Source organism: Hydrogenophaga electricum, assembly GCF_030160815.1.
GTDB classification, from domain to species: Bacteria; Pseudomonadota; Gammaproteobacteria; order Burkholderiales; family Burkholderiaceae_C; genus Hydrogenophaga; species Hydrogenophaga electricum.
The window spans coordinates 17,332-39,203 of record NZ_BSPB01000022.1 but is presented as its reverse complement, the minus strand read 5'-3'; the positions used below and the strand labels follow the sequence as shown (position 1 = coordinate 39,203).

Below are 21,872 nucleotides of genomic sequence, written 5' to 3'. Positions count from 1 at the left end.
TCCGGAATCGGACTGGTTGGGGAAAACGCCAATTTTACCGGTCCTGGACCACGGCTTCAGCGGGGCCTGTGGGGGCTCACTGGCAGGTGTCCAGCCGCTGGGCAAAGCCCGAGCGTTCGATCAGGGAGCGGGGTTGTTCGTTCAGGCCCACCATGCCCAGCCGGCCTCCGCGCTTTTCCAGGGCCTTGTGGACCTGTTCCAGAGCATCCAGACCCGTGGTGTCCAGCGATATGAGCTGGGTGGCGTCAAGCATCACCCGGAGGCCGGGCTCGGCCCGCTCGACCTCGGCGACGATGGGGTCGAGCTTGGCCGCCGCGCCGAAGAACAGCGAGCCATAGAGCCGGTAGGTGAGCTGGTGCTCGGTACGCGCCACGGGATCGACCCGGAAGATCGCGCTCTGACGCCGCACGAACAGCAGGCAGGCCAGCACCAGGCCGAGTTCCACGGCCACCGTCAGGTCGAAAATGATGGTCACCAGGAAGGTGGACACCATCATCAGCCGGTAGTGGTTGGTGAAGTGTTTCAGGCGCCCGAATTCGCGCCATTCGCCCATGTTCCAGGCCACGAACAGCAGAACCCCGGCCAGCACGGCGAGCGGAATGTGCTGCGCCAGCGGCGCGGCGATCAGCACCACGGCCGCCAGCGTGGCCGCATGCACGATGCCGGCCACTGCCGATGTGGCGCCCGAGCGGATGTTGGTCACGGTGCGGGCGATGGTGCCGGTGGCCGGCATGCCGCCAAAGAACGGCACCACCACGTTGGCCACGCCTTGCGCCATCAGCTCCTGGTTGGGGTCGTGCTTGGGTGTGTCGCTGAGCTGGTCGGCCACACGGGCACACAGCAGCGATTCGATGGCACCCAGCAGCGCGATGGTGAGCGTGGGCGTGACCAGCAGGCGCGCGGTTTCCCACGAAAAGTCGGGCAGTTCGAAGGCCGGAACGCCTTGGGGAATACCGCCGAAGCGGGTGCCGATGGTTTCTACCGGCATCGACAGGGCCCACGAAGCCAGCGACAGCGTGATCAGCGCCACCACCGGCGCGGGCAGGCGCGAGGTGGCCTTGAGTGCGCTGACGGTGTCGTATTGCGCCAGCTGACGGCGGAACTGGGAGTCCACCGCCCACAGGCGGGGCCAGATGAACAGGCCCAGGATGCACAGCGTGCCCAGACCGAAGGCGTAGGGGTTGAAGCTGTCCAGATGGTGCGCGAGCGCACCGATCTGGCTGAAGAAGTCGCCGGGCATCTTGGCAATGTCCAGGCCCAGCCAGTCGCGTACCTGCGACAGCGCGATCAGCACCGCGATGCCGTTGGTGAAGCCGATGACCACACTCACCGGCACGTAGCGCACCAGGGTGCCCAGACGGAACAGACCCAGCAGGAACAGCAGCACCCCCGCGCTGGCGGTGGCGATCAGCAGGTTGGCCACGCCGTAGCGCTCGACGATGCCGTAGACGATGACGATGAAGGCGCCCGCTGGGCCGCCGATCTGCACCGAAGTGCCTCCCAGGGCCGAGATCAGGAAGCCCGCGATGATGGCCGTCCACAGGCCGGCTTCGGGCTTGAGACCGCTGGCGATGGCGAAGGCCATGGCCAGCGGCAAGGCCACGATGCCCACGGTGGCGCCGGCGCCCATGTCCTTGCCCAGGCGTTCCCGGTTGTAGCCACGCAGATCGGCGAGCAGCCGGGGTCGGAAACTGGCCAGGGGAGGGAGGTTCAGCGACATCACCAAATGCTACTGCCAGGGGGCCGCAGCGCCACACGGACTTGCCCGGGTGCGCAGCACCGGGCACGGATACTAAGGGGGCGGGTGTCGGAAGGCAGCACCTTCAGGGGATTACACTGATCCGAGCACCCGGCGAGAAGCCGGGCAGGAGCAAGCATGACATCAAGGTGGCGTCGATACCGCCGGAGCCTGCGGCGGGCGTTGTGGGTGCCCGTCCTCGGGGCGTCTTTCTGGCTGGGGGCGTGCGACCCGCAGGCCATCAGCGAACTGGAAGAAGGCGTCTCGACCGAAGCCGACGTGCGCCAGCGCTTCGGCCCGCCCGAGGCGGTGTGGGACGGGCCGGACGGCTCGCAGATCTACGAATACAACCGCCAGCCCGCCGGCTACCAGAACTACCAGATCACCATCGGTCCGGACGGCAAGATGAGTGCGTTGCGCCAGGTGCTCAACGCCCACACGTTCGACCAGATCCAGCCCGGCATGCCGATGGAGACCGTGCGCAAGCTCTTGGGCAAACCGATGAAGATCACCGAATACGCGCTCAAGCGCGAAACCCATTACGACTGGCGCTGGCGCGACGGGCCGAACGAAAGCGATTCAAAGGTCTTCACCGTGGTGTTCAACCCGGACCTGCGCGTGGTTTCCACGATGTCGGTGCGCGACCCGGACCTGGAGCGCAACCGCTGAGCGGGGGGCTGTTTCAGGCCGCGCGCAGGCGCTGCCAGTCGTCGAGCGCCGGGCGCAGCACCAGCAGCAGCAGGGCCAGGGCCAGCGGCACGGTGCTCACGTAACCCACAAACTTGAAGCCGAAGGCACCGGCGATGCCGCCGAGCAGAAAGCTGGCGATGAGCTGGGCGTGCACCCGCAGCCGCCGGCGATCGGCACGCACCGGCTCGGCCCCCGGCAGGCGGTTCATGTAGAACAGGCGCCCGAGTTCGATGCCCAGGTCGGTGACCAGACCGGTGACGTGCGTGGTGCGGATGCGGGCTTTGGAAATCTTGGTGATCACCGCGTTCTGCAAGCCCATGATGAAACACAGCAGCACCACGGTGACCGGCAGGATCACCGTGTGCCACAGGCTCAGGGCCGCGCCGAACAGGCCGAACACCAGCAGCAGCGCGGCTTCCACGATCAGCGGCAGGCCATAGGCGCTGCGCAGCCGGCGCCGCATGCCCCAGTTGACCAGCCAGACCGTGCACATGGTGCCCAGCAGAAAGGCCAGCAGCGAAGCCAGGCCCGCGCCGACCAGCACGAACTGGCCGAGCACCAGGTTGTCGGCCAGTGACGAGACGATGCCCGTCATGTGCGAGGTGTATTGCCCCACGGCCAGAAACCCGCCGGCGTTGGCCGCGCCGCCCACGAAGGCCAGCACGGTGCCGAGCTTCAGGTCCGTCTGCGGCGTGCGCTGCAGGCTGGTGAAACCGTGGATCGGCGCAAACATCGGGGCGTGGCTTTCAGCGCACGCGCATGCCCGGCGTGGCGCCCGGCCAGGGGTTGAGCACGTGGATGCCCGGGTGGGTCTTTTCGTCGCCGTGGCTGGCGGCGAGCACCATGCCTTCGCTGACGCCGAATTTCATCTTGCGCGGCGCGAGGTTGGCCACCATCACGGTGAGCTTGCCCACCAGGTCTTCGGGCTTGTACATGCTGGCAATGCCGCTGAAGACGTTGCGCGTGCGGCCTTCGCCCACATCCAGCGTCAGGCGCAGCAGCTTGGTCGAGCCTTCGACCGCCTCGCATTGCACGATCTGGGCGATGCGCAAGTCGATCTTGGCGAAGTCGTCGATGGTGATGGTGTCGGCAATGGCCTCACCGCCCGGCAGCGGCTTTTCCACCACCGGCGGTGCCGGCGGCTCGAACAGCGCGTCGAGTTGTTCGGGGGTCACGCGCTGCATCAGGTGCTGGTAGGTGCCGATGGTGTGGCCGGCCGGTAGCCATTGACTCGCATCCGTCCATTGCAGCGACGTTGTGTTGAGGAAGGTCTCAACCTGCTGCGCCAGCGCCGGCAGCACGGGCTTGAGGTAGAGCGCCAGCAGGCGGAATGCCTGGATGCAGGTGGTGCACACGTCCTGCAGGCGGGCTTCGGCGCCTTCCTGCTTGGCCAGTTCCCAGGGTTTGTATTCGTTGACGTATTCGTTCACGCGGTCGGCCAGCAGCATGATCTCGCGCACGGCGCGCGCGGTGTCGCGCTTGTCGAAGGCGTCGGCGATGGGCGTGGCCTGTTGCTGCAGCGTGGCCAGCAGCGCCTGGCCCTCGGACCCCGGCATGCCGAGCTGGCCGGCGAAGCGCTTGCTGATGAAACCGGCGGCGCGGCTGGCGATGTTGATGAACTTGCCGATCAGGTCGGCGTTCACGCGCGCCATGAAGTCTTCGGGGTTGAAGTCGATGTCTTCGTTCTTGCCGTTGAGCTTGGCCGCGATGTAGTAGCGCAGCCATTCGGCGTTCATGCCCAGGCGCAGGTACTTGAGCGGATCAAGGCCGGTGCCACGGCTCTTGCTCATCTTCTCGCCGTTGTTGACGGTCAGGAAGCCGTGCACGCAGATTTTGTCGGGTGTCTTGCGGCCGCTGAACTTGAGCATGGCGGGCCAGAACAGCGTGTGGAACGTGACGATGTCCTTACCGATGAAGTGGAACTGCTCCAGCGCCGGGTCGGCCATGTAGGCCTCGTAGCTCTCGCCCCGTTTTTCCAGCAGGTTCTTGAGCGAGGCGAGGTAACCGATGGGGGCGTCCAGCCAGACGTAGAAATACTTGCCCGGTGCGTCGGGGATCTCGATGCCGAAGTAGGGCGCGTCGCGGCTGATGTCCCAGTCGCCCAGGCCCTCGCTGGTGCTGCCATCGGGGTTGGTGCGGACGGTGAACCACTCCTTGACCTTGTTGGCCACTTCGGGCTGCACATGCACGCCGTCCTGCGTCCAGCCCTGCAGAAATTCCACGCAGCGCGGGTCGGACAGCTTGAAGAAGAAGTGTTCGGAGTTCTTCAGCACCGGCTTGGCACCCGAGAGGGCCGAGTAGGGCTCGATCAGGTCGGTGGGCGCGTAGACCGTGCCGCAGACCTCGCAGTTGTCGCCGTACTGGTCCTTGGCGTGGCACTTGGGGCATTCGCCCTTGATGTAGCGGTCGGGCAGGAACATGCCCTTTTCGGGATCGAAGAACTGCTCGATGGTGCGGGTTTCGATCAGGCCGGCAGCGCGCAGGTCGCGGTAGATGGCCTGCGCCAGTTCGGTGTTTTCGGGGCTGTGCGTGGAGTGCCAGTTGTCGTGGCTGATGTGAAAGCCGTCGAGGTAAGGCTTGCGCCCGGCGGCGATGTCGGCGACGAACTGCTCGGGCGTCTTGCCGGCTTTTTCGGCGGCGATCATGATCGGCGCGCCGTGCGCATCGTCGGCGCCCACAAAGTCCACCCGGTGGCCCATCATGCGCTGGAAGCGCACCCAGGTGTCGGCCTGGATGTATTCCATGATGTGGCCGATGTGGAAATGGCCGTTGGCGTAGGGCAGGGCGGTGGTGACGAACAGGCGTCGCTGGCTCATGGCAGATGGCGCGGTTGAGGCGTTTTTCGGGGGAACCCTTGATTTTAGGCGGGGCTTGGCATCGGCGTTAGACTGCGGGCCGCCCGCCCCTGGCTGGCCTCAACCACTACAAGGAGTTTTCCCCCATGGCTGTCGACAACCAGGCCCTGCTGGGCGCCCTGCAGGGCGTGATCGATCCGAACACCGGCAAGGATTTTGTGTCCACGCGGGCGCTGAAAAACCTGCAGGTCGACGGGGGTGACGTGTCGTTCGACGTGGAGCTGGGTTACCCGGCCAAGAGCCAGATGCCGGCGCTGCGCCGGGCGCTGGTGGAGGCCGCGCGCACGGTGCCGGGGGTGGCCAATGTCTCCGTGCAGCTGCAGGTGCATGTGGTGGCCCATGCGGTGCAGCGCGGCGTGCCGCTGCTGCCCGGCATCAAGAACATCATTGCCGTGGCCTCGGGCAAGGGCGGGGTGGGCAAGAGCACCACCGCCGTGAACCTGGCGCTGGCACTGGCTTCGGAAGGCGCGCGCGTGGGCATTCTGGATGCAGACATCTACGGCCCCAGCCTGCCGCAGATGATGGGCATCTCCGGCCGGCCGCAGAGCGTGGACGACAAAAGCATGGAGCCGCTGGAAAACCACGGCGTGCAGGTGATGTCGATCGGCTTCCTGGTCGACCCCGACCAGGCCATGATCTGGCGTGGTCCCATGGCCACCCAGGCGCTCGACCAGTTGCTGCGCCAGACCAACTGGCGCGAGCTGGACTACCTCATCGTCGACATGCCGCCCGGCACCGGCGACATCCAGCTCACGCTGGCCCAGCGCGTGCCGGTGACCGGCGCGGTGATCGTGACCACGCCGCAGGACATCGCCCTGCTCGATGCGCGCAAAGGCATCAAGATGTTCGAAAAGGTGGGCGTGCCCATTCTGGGCATCGTGGAGAACATGGCGGTGTACTGCTGCCCCAACTGCGGCCACACCGAACACATCTTCGGCGCTGACGGCGGCAAGAAGATGGCGGCCGAACTGGCCATGGACTACCTGGGTGCGTTGCCGCTGAACATGGGCATCCGTGTGCAGGCCGACAGCGGCGAGCCCACCGTGGTCGCCGAGCCCGAGGGCGAGATTGCCGGTATCTACCGCACCGTGGCACGTCAGGTGGCGATCAAGATCGCCACCAAGGCCAAGGATTATTCCAGCAAATTCCCCAACATCACCATCTCCAAAGGCACCTGACGCAGCCGGCGCACACCGGCAGGGCGTCAGTAGCGCAACTGGCCCTGACCGTCGATGATGGCCAGTTCCACGTAGTCGGAGCCGTTGTGTGACTGGGGCGAGTAGCGCGCCTTGAAACGCCCGAACGCGATCTCGCCCGCGTTCTCCAGCGTGCGCGTGAAGGAGGCGGTGCTCAGGTCGCGGCCGGTGCGCCGCAACCCTTCGACCAGCAGCCGGGCATGCACGAAGCCCTCGAACTGCGATGCCGAGGGCGCCGCATCGGGCGACTTGGTCCGGAGCAGGCTCAGGTACTCGGACACCACCGGCACGGTGGTGTTGCGCAGAGAGGGCATGATCTGCGCGAGGATGATGCCGCGCGCCTTGTCCCCGAGCTCGCGCTTGATCACGTCAAGGCTGGCGACCGAAAAGCCGTAGAAGACCGGCCGGGACGGGGTGGCGAGCACCGCCTTGACGTAGTTGGGGAAGGTCTGGCCGGCGGTGCCCAGAATCACGGCCTGGGGGTTGGCCTGGGCCGTGGCGGCAGCGGCGGCGGCAAAGTCCGGCGCGGCCGGATTCACCTTCACCTCGGCCACCAGCGGCAGGTTCTGCGAGGCCGAGGCCTTGCGCACCTCGGCCAGCAGGGCCTGGCCGAACGCGTCGTCCTGGTAGAAGACGGCGAGGCGGTTCACGCCGATCTGTTTGATCTGCGAGACCATCTTTTCGGCTTCGTTGGCGTAGCTGGCGCGCACGTGGAACAGGTACGGATGGACGCGCTCGCGCATGGACGAAGCGCCGGTCACGGGGCCGAACAGGATGGTCTGGGACGCTTGCAGCATCGGCAGCACCGCCGCGGTGTGGGCCGTGCCCGAGCTGTTGAACAGCATGAACACCTTCTGCTCTTCGATCAGCTGGCGGGTGTTGTTCACGGCGCGCTGCACATCGAAGCCATCGTCCAAGCTGGTGAAGCGGATCTGGCGGCCGTGGATGCCGCCTGCGGCGTTCACGGCATCGAACAGCAGACGCGCGCCCTCACCATATTGCAGGGTTTGCGGGCCAAGAGGGCCCGTCAGCACCTGCGAGGAACCGAGCCGGATTTCGGTGGGGGTGACACCCTCGTTACCGGCATGCGCGGCAGCGGCGAGCAAGGCCATGCACGCCGCGATCCATCTGCGAACCATCTTGTCTCCTTCGTGCCGGCTGGAAGTCGTCGGTCATCTCGTTATGTTCTAAAACGAAATGCCTTCCCCGGGACTGGGGGTTTCCCCTGTGTCGGGGGCGGAAAGGAGACAGGCGGTTGCTGGCAGGGGGTCAGTGGTTCACGAACAGCCGCTGGTTCTCCAGCTCGCGCAGCTTGAAGCGCTGGATCTTGCCGGTGGCGGTCTTGGGCAGTTCGGCCACGAATTCGACGAAGCGTGGGTATTTGTAGGGGGCGAGCTTGTCTTTCACGAAGGCCTGCAGCTCGGCTTCGGTGGCTTGCTGGCCGGGCTTGAGCACCACGTAGGCCTTGGTCTTGGTCAGGCCTTCGTCGTCGTTTTTGCCGATCACGGCGGCTTCGAGCACGGCGGGGTGTTGCACCAGCGTGGCTTCGACTTCGAAGGGGCTGACATAGATGCCGCTGACTTTGAGCATGTCGTCGTTGCGGCCAGCGTAGGTGTAGTAACCGTCGGGGTCGCGCACGTACTTGTCGCCGCTCTTGGTCCAGGCGCCCTGGAAGGTGTCGCGCGACTTGGCGCGGTTGTTCCAGTACAGCAGCGCCGCGCTCGGACCCTGGATGTAGAGGTCGCCGATCTGGTTGTGGCCGTCGATCACGCGGCCGTCTTCGTCGCGCAGTTCCACGGCATAGCCGGGCACGGGTTTGCCGGTGGTGCCGTAGCGCACGTCGCCCGGGCGGTTCGAGAGGAACACGTGCAGCATCTCGGTGGAGCCGATGCCGTCGATGATTTCGCAGCCGAAGTGGGTTGTCCAGCGCTCGCCGATGTCACGCGGCAGCGCCTCACCGGCGGACGAGCACAGGCGCAGCGCCACTTGGTCGCGGGGCGGCAGTTCGGGGCTGGCGAGCATGCCGCCGTAGCCGGTGGGGGCACCGTAGAACACGGTGGGCCGCTGTTCCACGAAGCGCTTGAAGCAGGCCTGCGGCGTGGCGCGTTCGGCCATCAGCACCACGCTGGCGCCGGCGCTCAGGGGGAAGGTGAGTGCGTTGCCCAGGCCATAGGCGAAGAAGAGCTTGGCGGCGGAGAAGACGATGTCGTTTTCCTGCAGCGCCAGCACGCCCTTGCCGTACAGCTCGGCGGTCCACCACAGGTTGGCCTGGGTGTGCACGGTGCCCTTGGGGGCGCCGGTGGAGCCGCTGGAATAGAGCCAGAAGGCGGGCTCGTCGCCGTGCGTGTCGGCGCCGTCGCCCGGGGGTGTGGCCGCCACGAGCGCGGCCCAGTCGTGCGCACCGGCCGGCAGGGCGCCCGTGCCGCGCGAGACGATCAGCGTCTTCGCTTCGTGCCCGCCGTCGGCCAGTGCGGTCTGCAGCGTGGGCAGCAGTGCGCCCGAGACGATGGCTGCCTGCGAGCGGCTGTCGGCCAGCATGTAGGCGTAGTCCTTGGCGGTCAGCAGGGTGTTCACGCACACCGGCACCACGCCCGCGTGCAACGCCCCCAGGAAGCTCACGACCCAGTCGCTGCTGTCGTGCATCAGCAGCAGCACGCGGTCTTCACGGCGCAGGCCCAGGGCGACCAGCGCGGCCGAAAAGCGCCGCACCTGGTCGGCCAGCTGGCCGTAGCTGAGCTTGCCCGCGTCATCGATCAGCGCCACCTTGCCGGTGCGGCCGGCGTTGAGTTGCATCAGGTGGCGGGCGAAGTTGAAGCGGGCGGGTGGGGCGGCGGTTTCGAGGGGCATGTCTGTCTCCTGTTTTCTGATGAAACGCGGGGGCACTCAGGCGCTTTTCGGCAAACAGTGCCCCAGTCCAGGATGCGGTGGAACCGGCTTTGCCGGGCCACGTGCATCGCCCCCTCAGGGGGTGACGCCGAAGGCGGCGCGGGGGGCACACAACACATCCAGTGCGGCGCTGCTGGCCTGCACCGCGCTGCGGCGGTGGTAGAAGCCCAGCGCACGCAGGCCGCCAAGCTCTTCGCCGCCGCCCGCACGGCCGGGGCCGCCGTGCAGGCTCATGGGCATGACGTTGCCGTGGCCGGTCTGGCTGGCGGCCACGTCGGGGCTGATGGCGTGCACACGCCCGTGGCTGTCGGCCAGCTCGGCGGCGGCGCGGGCGATGAAGGCCGGGTCTTCGCTGTAGACCGAGGCCACCAGCGAGCCCTCGCCGCGGCGAATGAGCTCATAGGCCTGGGCCTCGCTGTCGTAGGGCATGAGGGTGGCCACGGGGCCGAACACCTCCACCTCGTGCAGCACCTTCGCGCCCACCGGGTCCTGGGTGCCCAGCAGCGTGGGCGCCACGCAGGCGGCCACGGCGGGGTCGGCGTCGACCAGCGCCACGGCGCTGCCGTCCACCAGCACCTCGGCCTCGGTCTTCAGGTGCTGAATGCCGGCGATCACGCTGTCGTACTGCTCGCGGCTGACCAGCGCACCCATGCGCACGCCTTCGTGGCGCGGGTTGCCCACGGTGGTCTTGGCCAGCTTGGCGCCGATGGCCTGGGCGACGGCGCCGTACAGCGCGCGCGGCACGAAGATGCGGCGGATGGCGGTGCACTTCTGGCCGCTCTTGACCGTCATCTCGCGCACCACCTCGCTCACCAGGAGGTTGAAGGCTTCCCCGCCTTCGCTGGCGGCCGGGTCGAGCAGGGCGCTGTTGAGGCTGTCGGCCTCGATGTTGCAGCGCACCGAGCGCTGGGCCACCGCCGGGTGGCTGCGGATGATGCGCGCCGTTTCGGCCGAACCGGTGAAGCTGACCACGTCAAACGGCTGGAGCTGGTCCATCAGCCCGGCCGAGGAGCCGCAGACCACCGACAGCGCACCCGCCGGCAGCACGCCGGCCTTGACCACGTCTTCCACCATGCGCTGGGTCAGCCAGGCGGTGGCGGTGGCGGGCTTGACGATCACCGGCACGCCCGAGAGCAGGGCGGGTGCGGCCTTTTCCCACAGACCCCAGCTCGGGAAGTTGAAGGCGTTGATGAACAGGGCCACGCCGCGCGTGGGCTGGAGCACGTGCTGGGTCTGGAACACCGGGTCCTTGCCCATGCGGATGCGCTCGCCATCGAGCAGCACGCTGGCTTCACCCAGGGCCTCGCCCTGTTTGGCGTAATAGCCCAGGGTGAAGATGCCGCCGTCGATGTCGACCGCCGAATCCTTGGTGACGGTCCCGGCATTGCGGGTGGCGATGTCGTAGTAGGCGTCGCGGTTGGCCTGCAGCACCTTGACGATGGCGCCCAGCAGGGCGGCGCGCTGGCCATAGTTCAGGGCGCGCAGCGCGGCGCCGCCCTGTTCGCGGGCGAAAGTGAAGCCTTCGGCCAGGTCCAGGCCGGTGTTGTCGACGCGCACCAGCGCCTCGCCGGTCACCGGATCGAGCAGGGTCTGGCCACGGCCGGTGCCGGTTTGCCAGCGGCCGGCGAAGAAGTTGGGGAGCAGGGGGAGATCGGTGTGGGCGGTCATGGCAGCGGGTTCCGGGATGCAGCGGTTTGCGTAAATGCCGTGGCCGTGGCCACGGAATGACGTTATAAATGCACTATCTTGCGTCTTGGGGAGTATGCATTAAAGTGCATGTCCCGAGGCATTTTGACGACTGGGGTTTACCCTCGACCGCTTCGCCAACAGACGAAAGGCGCCCGCGCCATGACCGCCAGCGACACCCTCATCGCCCCGCCAGCCCCTGCCGCCGACGACGCCGAGCGCCATCCCTTCCTGGTGGCGCTGGGCGAGCGCGTGCGCAATCTGCGCTCGCGCAAGGGCATGACGCGCAAGGCGGTGGCGGTAGCGGCCGATGTGTCCGAGCGCCACCTGGCCAACCTCGAATACGGCACCGGCAACGCTTCCATCCTGGTGCTGTTGCAGGTGGCGCAGGCCTTGCAATGCTCGCTGGCCGAGCTGATCGGCGACGTCACCACCAGCTCGCCCGAATGGCTGCTGATCCGCGAGTTGCTGCAGGGGCGCAGCGAGGGCGATCTGCGGCGTGCGCGGGTGCAACTGGCCGAGTTGCTGGGCGCCAGCGGCGGTGTGGACGCGCAGGGCCGCCAGGCGCGTGTGGCCCTGATCGGCCTGCGCGGGGCGGGCAAATCCACCCTCGGGCAGCGGCTGGCGCAGGACCTGGGATTTCCGTTCATCGAACTCAGCCGCGAGATCGAGCAGTTTGCCGGCTGCAGCATCAGCGAGATCCACAACCTCTATGGCGCCAACGCCTACCGGCGCTACGAACGGCGCGCGCTGGAGGAGGCGATCCAGATCTATCCCGAGGTGGTGATCGCCACGCCCGGCGGGCTGGTGGCGGATTCGGCCAACTTCAACCTGCTGCTGCAGCACTGCACCACGGTGTGGCTGAAGGCCGATCCGGCCGATCACATGGGGCGGGTGGCGGCGCAGGGCGACATGCGCCCCATGGCGGCCAGCCGCGAGGCGATGGAAGACCTCAAGCGCATCCTGGAAGGGCGTGCCGCCTTCTATTCCAAGGCCGATCTGGCCTTCGACACCAGTGCGCTGCCACTGGAAGACAGCTTCGTGAAACTGCGGCGGGAAGTGCGGCAACTGCTCCGGCTGCCGGTCTGAGCGGACCTGGTCTCCGGGTTTCTCCGGGGGTTTGAGAACTAAACTGCATTTGACGGCGCACCGGAATATGCACTATTATTCATGTCATGCCGCGCGGATGTGCGGCCCGACCGTCCTGAACTGCCCGCCGACCCGAACCCGAGGAGACTTCCATGACCGCCACCGCCGCCCCCAGCGTCGACTACCAGACCCATCCCTCGCGCTACCAGCATGTGCAACTGAGCTTTGACGGCCCGGTGGCCACACTCTCGCTGGCCATCAACGAAGACGCGGGTCTGCGCCCGGGCTACAAGCTCAAGCTCAACAGCTACGACCTGGGCGTCGACATCGAGCTGCACGACGCGCTGCAGCGCATCCGCTTCGAGCACCCGGAAGTGAAGTCCGTGGTGGTCACCAGCCTGAAGGACCGGGTGTTCTGCTCGGGCGCCAACATCTTCATGCTGGGCCTGTCCAGCCACGGCTGGAAGGTGAACTTCTGCAAGTTCACCAACGAAACCCGCAACGGCATCGAAGACAGCAGCCAGCACAGCGGCCTGAAGTTCGTGGCCGCGCTCAACGGCGCCTGCGCCGGCGGTGGTTACGAGCTGGCCCTGGCTTGCGATGAGATCGTGCTGGTCGATGACCGTTCCAGCGCCGTGAGCCTGCCCGAAGTACCGCTGCTGGGCGTGCTGCCCGGCACCGGCGGCCTGACCCGCGTGACCGACAAGCGCCATGTGCGCCACGACCTGGCCGACATCTTCTGCACCAGCGTGGAAGGCGTGCGCGGCCAGAAGGCCGTGGACTGGCGCCTGGTCGACGCCATCGCCAAGCCTGCGGTGTTCCAGCAGGCCGTGCGCGAGCGTGCCGACAAGCTGGCTGCCGGCAGCCATCGCGGCGCGGCTGGCGCACGGGGCGTGGAGCTGACGCCACTGAACCGCACGATCGCGGCCGACAGCCTCACCTACCAAAACGTGTCGGTCGCCATCGACCGCGCCAAACGCACCGCCACCTTCACCGTGAAGGCCCCGCAAGGTGCGCAGCCGACCGACATTGCCGGTATCGAAGCGCTGGGCGCGAACTGGTACGCCCTGCAAATGGTGCGCGAGCTGGACGACGCCATCCTGCACATGCGCACCAACGAGCTGGACATCGGCACCTGGCTGCTCAAAACCGAAGGCGATGCCGCCGCCGTGCTGGCCAACGACGCGCTCATGCTCGCGAACAAGGACCACTGGTTCGTCAACGAAACCATCGGCCACCTGCGCCGCACCTTCGCCCGCCTGGACGTGTCCTCGCGCAGCCTGTTCGCGCTGCTGGAGCCGGGGTCTTGCTTTGCCGGCACGCTGGCCGAGCTGGCTTTCTGCGCCGACCGCGCCTACATGCTGGTGCTGCCCGACGAGCCGGAAAAGCAGCCCGCACTGACCCTGGGCGAGATGAACTTCGGCTACCTGCCCATGGTCAACGGCCAGAGCCGCCTGCAGCGCCGCTTCTACGAAGAGGTGGGCCCGATGGAAGCCGCGCGCGGCGCCATCGGCCAGGCGCTGGACGGCGACGCGGCGCTGAAGCTGGGCCTGGTCACCGCGGCCCCCGACGACATCGACTGGGCCGACGAAATCCGCCTGGCGCTGGAAGAGCGCGCGGCCATGTCGCCCGACGCGCTGACCGGTCTGGAAGCCAATCTGCGCTTCGCCCAGAAGGAAAACATGTTCACCCGCATCTTCGGTCGCCTGACCGCCTGGCAGAACTGGATCTTCCAGCGCCCCAACGCCGTCGGCGAGAAGGGCGCGCTCAAGGTCTATGGCAAGGGCGAAAAGGCCGCCTTTGACTGGAATCGCGTGTAACCCCCCTGCGCCGCTGCGCGGCTTCCCCCCTTTCTGGCGCGCCTTTGGCGCTTGAAGGGGGGACGGCGCGAGCGGCCCGGCAAAGCCGGTTCCGCCGCACCCCTGGCTTCAAGCATCTTCACTCCAACGTTCATTCCCCCACCAGGAGACTGTCATGTCCAGCATCGATTACAGCGAGAAGATTCCGAACAACGTCAATCTCAGCGAAGACCGCACGCTGCAACGCGCGCTGGAACACTGGCAGCCCAATTACCTGCAGTGGTGGCAGGACATGGGCCCGGACGGTTCGCAGAACTTCGATGTGTACCTGCGCACCGCCGTCAGCGTCGACCCGCAGGGCTGGGCGCAGTTCGGCCACGTGAAGATGCCCGACTACCGCTGGGGCATCTTCCTGAACCCGGCCGAGCAGGAACGCAAGATCCACTTCGGTGACCACATGGGCGAAGCCGCCTGGCAGGACGTGCCTGGCGAACACCGCGCCAACCTGCGCCGCATCATCGTCACGCAAGGCGACACCGAGCCGGCCTCGGTCGAGCAGCAGCGCCATCTGGGCCTGACCGCCCCCAGCCAGTACGACCTGCGCAACCTGTTCCAGGTGAACGTGGAAGAAGGCCGCCACCTCTGGGCCATGGTCTACCTGCTGCACAAGTACTTCGGCAAGGACGGCCGCGAAGAAGCCGAAGCCCTGCTCGAACGCAACAGCGGCAACGCCGACAACCCGCGCATCCTGCAGGCCTTCAACGAGAAGACGCCCGACTGGCTGAGCTTCTTCATGTTCACCTACTTCACCGACCGCGACGGCAAGTTCCAGCTCTGCGCCCTGGCCGAATCCGCATTCGACCCGCTGGCCCGCACGACCAAGTTCATGCTGACCGAAGAGGCGCACCACATGTTCGTGGGCGAATCGGGCGTGGGCCGCGTCATCACCCGCTCCTGCGAAATGATGAACCAGCTCAAGACCGATGACGTGGGCAAGCTGCGCGCTGCCGGCGTGATCGACCTGCCGACCATCCAGCGCTACATCAACTTCCACTTCTCGGTGACCATCGACCTGTTCGGTGCCGACCAGTCGTCCAACGCCGCCACCTTCTACAGCTCGGGTCTCAAGGGCCGTTACGAAGAGGGAAAGCGCACCGACGACCATGTGCTCAAGGGCAACTCCTACAAGATCCTGGCGGTCGAGAACGGCGGCCTGGTCGAGAAGGAAGTGCCGATGCTCAACGCGCTCAACGAAGTGCTGCGCGACGACTACATCAAGGACTCGGTGGGCGGTGTGGACCGCTGGAACCGCCTGATCGAAAAGGCCGGTATCGACTTCCGCCTGAAGGTGCCGCACAAGGCCTTCCACCGCAACATCGGCTCGCTGGCCGGCGTCAAGGTCAGCCCGGACGGCCGCGTGGTGAGCGATCACGAATGGAACCAGCGCGTGGAAGAGTGGCTGCCTTCGGACACCGACCGCGCCTACGTGGGTTCGCTCATGGGCCGTGTGGTCGAGCCGGGCAAGTTCGCCAACTGGATCGCGCCGCCGGTCATGGGCATCAACCGCCAGCCGGTGAATTTCGAGTACGTCAGATTCAACTAACCCCCCTGCGCCGCTGACGCGGCTTCCCCCCTTTCTGGCGCGCCTTCGGCGCTTGAAGTGGGGACGACGCGAGTGGCCCGGCAAAGCCGGTTCCACCGCATCCTGGGCTTCAGGCACACGCTCCGGAGGCCTGTTGGTTGTTCTGCTGTTTCTCTGCGTATGCCAATGAGCATGGACTGGGGTGGCTGGCGCAGTGAGGTCAAGGAGGAGCCGGCCGCAGGTCGGCGGGGGACACGAACGGAGTCAGCCGCCCCAGTCCATGCGGCGCCTCCAAAGCGTCAAAGTAAGCCACAAAATAGAGTGCCACGAGCCAAGCACGGAGATTCCAGATGAACGCCCCCACCGAAGCCATCGTCATCAAGCAGCACCTGATCGATCCCGAGATCTGCATCCGCTGCAACACCTGCGAATCCATCTGCCCGGTCGGCGCCATCACCCACGACTCGCGCAACTACGTCGTCGACGTCAGCAAGTGCAACTGGTGCAACGACTGCATCTCGCCGTGCCCGACCGGCTCCATCGACAACTACCGCCGCGTCGTGCGTGGCAACGCCTACACGGTGGAAGAACAGCTCGGCTGGGACGAACTGCCCGTCGAGCTTTCGTCTGGAGAGCTGGCTGCCCAGTCGGCCGAGGCTGGCCTCGGCGAGGCAGTCGCCGAACCCCAGGAGGCGGCTGCCCCCGCTGCCGATCCGGCTGGCCAGGCCACGTTCAACTCCGCCCAGTACGGCGCCACGATCCCGCCCTGGAGCGCGGCCCACGCCTACACCAACCTCTACGGCCCCAAGGCCGCCGAAAAAACCGTCACCGCCACCGTCACCGGCAACCTGCGTGTCACCGAGGTGGGCAAGGACTACGACACCCACCACGTCGTGCTCGATTTCGGCAGCATGCCCTTCCCGGTGCTTGAAGGCCAGAGCATCGGCATCGTGCCGCCCGGCGTCGACGCCCACGGCAAGCCGCACCACGCGCGCCAGTACAGCATCGCCAGCCCGCGCAACGGCGAACGCCCGGGCCACAACAACCTGTCCCTGACCATCAAGCGCGTGCTCGAAGACCATTCGGGCCAGCCGGTGCGCGGCGTCGCCAGCAACTACATGTGCGACCTGAAGGTGGGCGACCAGGTGCAGGTCATCGGCCCCTTCGGCGCCAGCTTCCTGATGCCCAACCACCCGAAGTCCAGCATCGTCATGATCTGCACCGGCACCGGTTCGGCGCCCATGCGCGCGATGACCGAATGGCGCCGCCGTCTGCGCGCCAGCGGCAAGTTCGAAGGCGGCAAACTGATGCTGTTCTTCGGCGCCCGCACACCGGCCGAGTTGCCGTACTTCGGCCCGCTGCAGAACCTGCCCAAGGACTTCATCGACACCAACTTCGCCTTCTCGCGCGAAGCCGGCAAGTCCAAGCGCTACGTGCAGGACGCCATGCGCGAACGCGCCGCCGACCTGGCCGCGTTGCTGCAGGACCCGAACGCCTGCTTCTACGTGTGCGGCCTCAAGGCCATGGAAGAGGGCGTGGTGCTGGCCCTGCGCGACATCGCCACCGGTGCCGGGCTCGACTGGGATGTGGTCGGCAGCGCACTCAAGCGTGAAGGACGTCTGCATCTCGAGACCTACTGATGGCCCCGGGACCCACAGGGGTGCGGCGACAGGCGTAGCATGAAGGCCTGTTTCGCTGCACCTGTCCCATGCCTCTCCGTATCGGAATCACCGCCCGCCTGCTGCACGATCCGCCCCCCGGCCTGGGGCTGCCCCAGAAACGGTTGCAGTTTCTCGAAAGCTCCATGGCGCACTGGATCATGGGGCACGGGGCCATCGCCCTGATGGTGCCCTTCATCGACGAAGCCGCCCCGGTTTCGCCCCGCCGTGTCCCCCTGGCCGCGATCGTCGATCTGCTGGACGGCCTGGTGCTGCAGGGGGGGGCGGACATCAGCCCAGGGACCTACGGCGCCACCGCCGGCCACTCCGACTGGGCCGGCGACCCGATCCGCGACCGTTACGAACTCGCCCTGCTGCGCGGTTTCATCGAAGCGGGCAAACCCGTGCTCGGCATCTGCCGCGGCGCCCAGCTCATCAACGTGTACCACGGGGGCACCCTGGTGCAGGACATTCCCTCGATGTGGCCGAACGCCACGGTGCACCAGGACACCGAGCACTACGACCGGCTGCTGCACGAGGTGGCCTTCGAGCCCGGTTCGTTGCTCGACGGGCTCTACGGCTCGCAGGCTTCGCGCCACATCACCAGCATCCACCACCAGTGCGTCGACCGCCTGGGTGACGGGCTGGCGATCGAGGCGCGCAGCCCGGTTGACGGTGTGGTCGAGGCCATCCGTCGCCAGGGGCCGGGTTTCGTGCTTGGCGTGCAGTGGCACCCGGAGTTCCACCTCACGCCGTCCGAGCAGCGCCAGGGCCTGCTCGACAGCGGCCCCATGATGCAGGCGTTCCTCGACGCCGCGCGCCAGCGCGCCGACCGCCACCGGCCACCCGCATAAACTCGGGGCCCCGTCGTCTGGCCGCTGGCCAGCGTTTCCACCGCCCCCGACCGATTGCCATGAGCCGCGAAGTCCACATCATCGACCACCCCCTGGTGCAGCACAAACTGACGCTGATGCGCCGCCAGGACACCAGCACCAAGAGTTTTCGCGAACTGGTGCACGAGCTGTCTGCCCTGCTGGCCTACGAGCTCACCCGTGACATGCCCATGCAGACGATCGAGATCGAGACGCCGCTGGAAACCATGAGTTCCCGCGTGATCGACGGCAAGAAGATCGTGCTGGCCTCCATCCTGCGCGCCGGCAACGGCTTCCTCGACGGCATGCTGCAGATCATTCCCGGTGCGCGCGTCGGCCACATCGGCCTGTACCGCGATCCGGCCACGCTGCAGGCGGTGGAGTACTACTTCAAGATGCCCAGCGGCATGGAGGAGCGCGACGTGATCGTGCTCGACCCCATGCTCGCCACCGGCAACTCGGCCGTTGCCGCGGTCGACCGGCTCAAGCAGACGAACCCGCGTTCGATCCGTTTCGTCTGCCTGGTCACCTGCCCGCAGGGCCTGAAGACCTTCCACGATGCCCACCCCGACGTGCCGGTCTACACCCCGGCTGTCGACCGGGGCCTGAACGAACACGGCTACATCGTGCCGGGCCTGGGCGACGCCGGCGACCGCATCTTCGGCACGAAATAAGGCCCACCCCTGCGCCGCGCCGGTGGTGCGCCCCCCTCAAAGGGGCGATGCGGGTGGCCCGGCGGAGCCGGTTCCACTGCATCCTGGTCCGGAGCCGCGCACGGGTGAAGATGCCTTATGCCTTGCCTGCTGCGCGGGTGGCGGGCTTGGGTTAAGGTTCGGGCATGGCTGCACTTCCCATTGCTTTCTGGTCCCTCGGCTGGCGTTCGCTCTGGCGCGACTGGCGTTCGGGGGAGTTGCGGCTGTTGCTGCTGGCCGTCACGCTGGCCGTGGCCGCGCTCACGGCCGTGGGGTTTTTTGCCGACCGGCTCCAGGGTGGCCTGCATCGCGATGCCCGCGCGCTGATCGGCGGCGACGCGGTGATCAGCAGCGACAACCGGCCGCCTCCGGCGTTTGCCGAAGAAGCCGGGCGGCTCGGCCTGCAGGCGGTGCAGACCCTGGTGTTCCCCACCATGGGCCGCGCGCGCGACGAGGACGGGGGCGCGGCACGCCTGGTGGCCTTGAAAGTGGTGGCGCCCGGTTACCCGCTGCGCGGCACCTTGCGCGTGGCCCCGGCGCCTGGCCAGCCCGATGCCGCCACCGCGGAGATTCCCGCATCCGGCACCGCCTGGGTGGACGAAGCGCTGCTCAATACGCTGGACCTGCGGGTGGGGCAAGCGCTGTTGCTGGGCGACGGCAGTGTACGCATCGACCGCGTGCTCACCCAGGAGCCCGATCGCGGCGCCGGGTTCATGAACTTCGCGCCGCGCGTGATGATCAACACCGCCGACCTGCCCGCCACCGGTTTGGTGCAGCCGGCCAGCCGCATCACCTGGCGTTTGGCGGTGGCCGGGCCCGACAGCGTGGTCAAGACCTTCTCCGACTGGGCCCAGGCCGAAATCGACCGCAGCCACGTGCGCGGCACGCGCCTCGAATCGCTCGAAGGCGGCCGGCCCGAAATGCAGCAGACGCTGGCGCGGGCCGAAAAATTCCTCAATCTCGTGGCCCTACTGGCCGCGCTGCTGTCGGCCGTGGCCGTGGCCATTGCGGCGCGCGGCTTTGCCCAGAAGCACCTGGACGACTGCGCCATGCTGCGCGTGCTCGGCCTGCCCCAGGGCACCATGGCGCGGGCCTACGCGCTCGAATTTTTGCTGATCGGCCTGGGCGCGAGCGTGCTGGGCGTGGCGCTGGGCTACGCGGTGCACCACGCTTTCGTGGTGCTGCTGGCGGGCCTGGTCGATGCCGCTTTGCCCGCGGCCAGTGTCTGGCCCGCGCTGCTGGGGGTGGGCATGGGGATCACGCTCATGGCCGCCTTCGGGCTGCCGCCCGTGCTGCAGCTGGCGCAGGTGCCGCCGCTGCGCGTGATCCGGCGTGACGTCGGCCAGCTCAAGCCCGCCACCCTGGCCGTGCTGGGCCTGGGCGTGGCCGGTTTTGCCGTGCTGCTGCTGGCCGCGAGCCGCGACCTGGTGCTCGGCGGCATTGCCGTCGGCGGTTTTGCGGCGGCCGTGGCGGTGTTCGCGCTGGCGAGCTGGGGGGCGGTCAAGCTGCTGCGCGCCAGCATCAACGAAAGCACCGCGCCGCGCGCGCTGGTGCTGGCCACGCGCCAGTTCTCGGCGCGGCCCGGTTACGCGGTGGTGCAGATCAGCGCCCTGGCCGTGGGCCTGCTGGCGCTGGTGCTGCTGGTGCTGCTGCGCACCGACCTGATCGCGAGTTGGCGCAACGCCACGCCGCCCGATGCGCCGAACCGTTTTGTCATCAACGTCCAGCCCGACCAGGCCGAGGCCTTCCAGCAGGCGCTGCACCAGGCCGGCGTGGAGCGCTACGACTGGCACCCGATGATCCGCGGTCGGCTGGTCGGCATCAACGGGCAGACCGTGCAGCCAGACCAGTTTGCGACCGACCGCGCCCAGCGGCTGGTGGAGCGCGAGTTCAACCTCTCGCACATGGCGCAACTGCCCGACCACAACCCCGTGGTGCAGGGCCGCTGGACACCGGACGAGGCCGACGGCCTGAGCGTGGAAGAGGGCCTGGCCGAGGAACTGGGGCTCAAGCTCGGTGACACGCTCACCTTCGACATCGCCGGCATGCCGGTGGAACGGCGCATCACCAGCCTGCGCAAGGTGGACTGGGGTTCGCTGCGGGTCAATTTCTTCGTGATCTTCCCGGTGGCCGACATGGCCGACGTGCCGGTCACCTACATCAGCGCCTTCCGCGCCCCTGAAGGCAACCCGCAGTTCGACAACACGCTGGTGCGCGCCTTCCCGAACATCACCAACGTGGACATGAGCCAGACCATTGCCCAGGTGCAGCGCGTGCTCGGGCAGGTGATCCGGGCGGTGGAATTCCTCTTCGGCTTTGCCCTTGCGGCCGGTCTCGTGGTGCTGCTGGCCACCATCACCGCCACCCGTGGGGAGCGCGAGCGCGAGTTTGCCGTGCTGCGCGCGGTGGGCGCTTCGTCGGGCCTGCTGCGGCAGGTGCAGCGCATCGAGCTGGCGGGCGTCGGCCTGCTGGCGGGCTTCATCGCGTCGCTGGTGGCTGTGGCCGTGGGCTGGGCGCTGGCACGTTATGCTTTCCAGTTCGCCTGGCAACCCCCGCTGCTGGTGCCGCTGGCAGGCAGCCTGGCCGGCGGTGTGCTGGCCCTGGCCGCCGGCTGGTGGGGCCTGCGCAGCGTGCTGCGCACCCCGGTGGTGGAAACCCTGCGCCGCGCTGCCACCTGATCGCCCTCCGACCATGACCTCTGCACCCGACACTTCCGACCCGACGGCCTCTCCCGCCCGGCCTGCCACCCCCTTCGAATGGATCGGCGGCGAGCCGGCGGTGCAGCGGCTGGTCGACCGCTTCTACGACCTGATGGACATCGAGCCCGGCTACCGCGAACTGCGCGCCGCGCACGGCAGCACGCTGAACGATGCGCGCCAGAAGCTGTTCTGGTTTCTCTGCGGCTGGCTGGGCGGTCCCTCGCACTACGAAGACCGCTTCGGCCATCCGCGCCTGCGCATGCGGCACATGCCGTTCCAGATCGGCATCCTCGAGCGTGACCAGTGGCTGGCCTGCATGGACCAGGCCATGGGCGAAACCGGGGTGCCCGACGAACTGCGCGCGCGCCTGCGCGAGAGCTTCTTCAAAACCGCCGACTGGATGCGCAACACGCCATAATCGGCGCCCTCC

16 protein-coding genes are annotated in these 21,872 nt (G+C 67.4%); 10 read left to right on the top strand and 6 right to left on the bottom strand.

Annotated elements, in window-relative coordinates; genetic code table 11:
• Window positions 1-76: 76 nt before the first annotated feature.
• Window positions 77-1,720 (bottom strand): SulP family inorganic anion transporter, encoded by a 1,644-nt coding sequence (locus QQK43_RS13705; RefSeq protein ID WP_284308216.1) that lies wholly within the window; start codon window positions 1,718-1,720, stop codon window positions 77-79.
• Between the two features lie 156 nt (window positions 1,721-1,876).
• On the opposite strand from QQK43_RS13705, the gene bamE reads away from it, so the two are divergent.
• Window positions 1,877-2,407: an outer membrane protein assembly factor BamE domain-containing protein gene (gene bamE / locus QQK43_RS13700; RefSeq protein WP_284308215.1), complete on the top strand. Its 531-nt coding sequence runs from the start codon at window positions 1,877-1,879 to the stop codon at window positions 2,405-2,407.
• 13 nt (window positions 2,408-2,420) lie between these two features.
• On the opposite strand, the gene QQK43_RS13695 is transcribed toward bamE, so the two are convergent.
• Window positions 2,421-3,161: a YoaK family protein gene (locus QQK43_RS13695; protein ID WP_284308214.1), complete on the bottom strand. Its 741-nt coding sequence runs from the start codon at window positions 3,159-3,161 to the stop codon at window positions 2,421-2,423.
• A gap of 13 nt (window positions 3,162-3,174) precedes the next feature.
• On the bottom strand, window positions 3,175-5,244 hold the full coding sequence (gene metG / locus QQK43_RS13690) for a methionine--tRNA ligase (RefSeq protein ID WP_284308213.1): 2,070 nt from the start codon (window positions 5,242-5,244) through the stop codon (window positions 3,175-3,177).
• 125 nt (window positions 5,245-5,369) lie between these two features.
• Here metG and apbC point away from each other — a divergent pair, with 125 nt between their 5' ends.
• Complete coding sequence (gene apbC, locus QQK43_RS13685) at window positions 5,370-6,461, top strand: iron-sulfur cluster carrier protein ApbC (RefSeq protein ID WP_234266677.1); 1,092 nt, start codon at window positions 5,370-5,372, stop codon at window positions 6,459-6,461.
• A 26-nt stretch (window positions 6,462-6,487) separates the two neighbouring features.
• Here apbC and QQK43_RS13680 read toward each other — a convergent pair whose 3' ends face one another.
• From QQK43_RS13680 to QQK43_RS13670, 3 genes are all read right to left on the bottom strand, one after another.
• Window positions 6,488-7,618, bottom strand: coding sequence for an ABC transporter substrate-binding protein (locus tag QQK43_RS13680; protein WP_234266678.1), 1,131 nt, complete (start codon window positions 7,616-7,618; stop codon window positions 6,488-6,490).
• Window positions 7,619-7,748: 130 nt separating this feature from the next.
• The gene (locus QQK43_RS13675) at window positions 7,749-9,326 is read right to left on the bottom strand and encodes a benzoate-CoA ligase family protein (protein ID WP_284308212.1); all 1,578 of its coding nucleotides are present in this window, start codon (window positions 9,324-9,326) and stop codon (window positions 7,749-7,751) included.
• A 114-nt stretch (window positions 9,327-9,440) separates the two neighbouring features.
• Window positions 9,441-11,033 carry a 3,4-dehydroadipyl-CoA semialdehyde dehydrogenase gene (locus QQK43_RS13670; RefSeq protein WP_234266680.1) on the bottom strand — a complete coding sequence of 531 codons (1,593 nt, stop codon included), beginning with the start codon at window positions 11,031-11,033 and terminating at the stop codon, window positions 9,441-9,443.
• 180 nt (window positions 11,034-11,213) lie between these two features.
• Here QQK43_RS13670 and QQK43_RS13665 point away from each other — a divergent pair, with 180 nt between their 5' ends.
• The 8 genes from QQK43_RS13665 (at window position 11,214) to QQK43_RS13630 (ending at window position 21,860) form a co-directional block, all read left to right on the top strand.
• Complete coding sequence (locus QQK43_RS13665) at window positions 11,214-12,140, top strand: helix-turn-helix transcriptional regulator (RefSeq protein ID WP_234266681.1); 927 nt, start codon at window positions 11,214-11,216, stop codon at window positions 12,138-12,140.
• Between the two features lie 152 nt (window positions 12,141-12,292).
• The gene (gene boxC, locus QQK43_RS13660) at window positions 12,293-13,960 is read left to right on the top strand and encodes a 2,3-epoxybenzoyl-CoA dihydrolase (RefSeq protein ID WP_234266682.1); all 1,668 of its coding nucleotides are present in this window, start codon (window positions 12,293-12,295) and stop codon (window positions 13,958-13,960) included.
• A gap of 154 nt (window positions 13,961-14,114) precedes the next feature.
• Window positions 14,115-15,542 carry a benzoyl-CoA 2,3-epoxidase subunit BoxB gene (gene boxB / locus QQK43_RS13655; protein ID WP_284308211.1) on the top strand — a complete coding sequence of 476 codons (1,428 nt, stop codon included), beginning with the start codon at window positions 14,115-14,117 and terminating at the stop codon, window positions 15,540-15,542.
• Between the two features lie 329 nt (window positions 15,543-15,871).
• Window positions 15,872-17,161, top strand: a complete 1,290-nt coding sequence (gene boxA, locus QQK43_RS13650) for a benzoyl-CoA 2,3-epoxidase subunit BoxA (RefSeq protein ID WP_284308210.1) — start codon at window positions 15,872-15,874, stop codon at window positions 17,159-17,161.
• A gap of 68 nt (window positions 17,162-17,229) precedes the next feature.
• A complete protein-coding gene (locus QQK43_RS13645; RefSeq protein WP_284308209.1) occupies window positions 17,230-18,033 on the top strand; it encodes a gamma-glutamyl-gamma-aminobutyrate hydrolase family protein in 804 nt (267 codons plus the stop codon).
• 59 nt (window positions 18,034-18,092) lie between these two features.
• Window positions 18,093-18,725, top strand: a complete 633-nt coding sequence (upp, locus tag QQK43_RS13640; RefSeq protein WP_284308208.1) for a uracil phosphoribosyltransferase — start codon at window positions 18,093-18,095, stop codon at window positions 18,723-18,725.
• A gap of 164 nt (window positions 18,726-18,889) precedes the next feature.
• Window positions 18,890-21,421 (top strand): ABC transporter permease, encoded by a 2,532-nt coding sequence (locus tag QQK43_RS13635; protein WP_284308207.1) that lies wholly within the window; start codon window positions 18,890-18,892, stop codon window positions 21,419-21,421.
• A 13-nt stretch (window positions 21,422-21,434) separates the two neighbouring features.
• Window positions 21,435-21,860 (top strand): group II truncated hemoglobin, encoded by a 426-nt coding sequence (locus QQK43_RS13630; RefSeq protein ID WP_284308206.1) that lies wholly within the window; start codon window positions 21,435-21,437, stop codon window positions 21,858-21,860.
• Window positions 21,861-21,872 lie beyond the last annotated feature (12 nt).